At 69.7% G+C, this 512-nt stretch carries 1 pseudogene; it reads right to left on the bottom strand.

The window, feature by feature from the left end:
• A pseudogene (locus IT40_RS26555) lies at positions 1–509 on the bottom strand (Re/Si-specific NAD(P)(+) transhydrogenase subunit alpha); the annotation flags it as partial.
• Positions 510–512 lie beyond the last annotated feature (3 nt).

The raw sequence follows: 512 nt of genomic DNA, 5'->3' as shown, positions 1-512 counted from the left end.
GCGCCCACCACCAGCACCTTGGCCGGCGGCACCTTGCCCGCCGCCGTCACCTGGCCGGTGAAGAAGCGGCCGAAGTTGTTCGCCGCCTCGATCACCGCCCGGTAGCCGGCGATATTGGCCATCGAGGACAGCGCATCCATCTTCTGCGCGCGCGAGATGCGCGGCACCATGTCCATGGCGATGGCGGTGACGCCCTGCTCGCGCGCCAGCTCCAGGAGGTCGGGGTTCTGCGCCGGGTAGAAATGCGAGATCAGGGTCTGCCCGCGCCGCATCTGCCGCAGCTCGGCCTCGCTCGGCGGCCGGACCTTGACCACCACCTCCACCGCCCCGACCAGCGCCGCGGCATTGGGATGCACGGCGACGCCCGCCGCCTCGTAGGCCGCATCCGAAAACCCCGCACGAACCCCCGCGCCCGTCTCGACATGCACGTCATGCCCCAGCTTGCGCAGATGCCCCGCAGAGGACGGAGTGATGGCGACCCGAGCCTCCCCCTCAAAAATCTCCTTCAATCC

The sequence above is a fragment of the Paracoccus versutus genome (assembly GCF_000763885.1).
Taxonomy (GTDB): Bacteria; Pseudomonadota; Alphaproteobacteria; order Rhodobacterales; family Rhodobacteraceae; genus Paracoccus; species Paracoccus versutus.
Note: the sequence above shows the minus strand (reverse complement) of the source record. Positions and strands in the feature narration are given on the sequence as shown.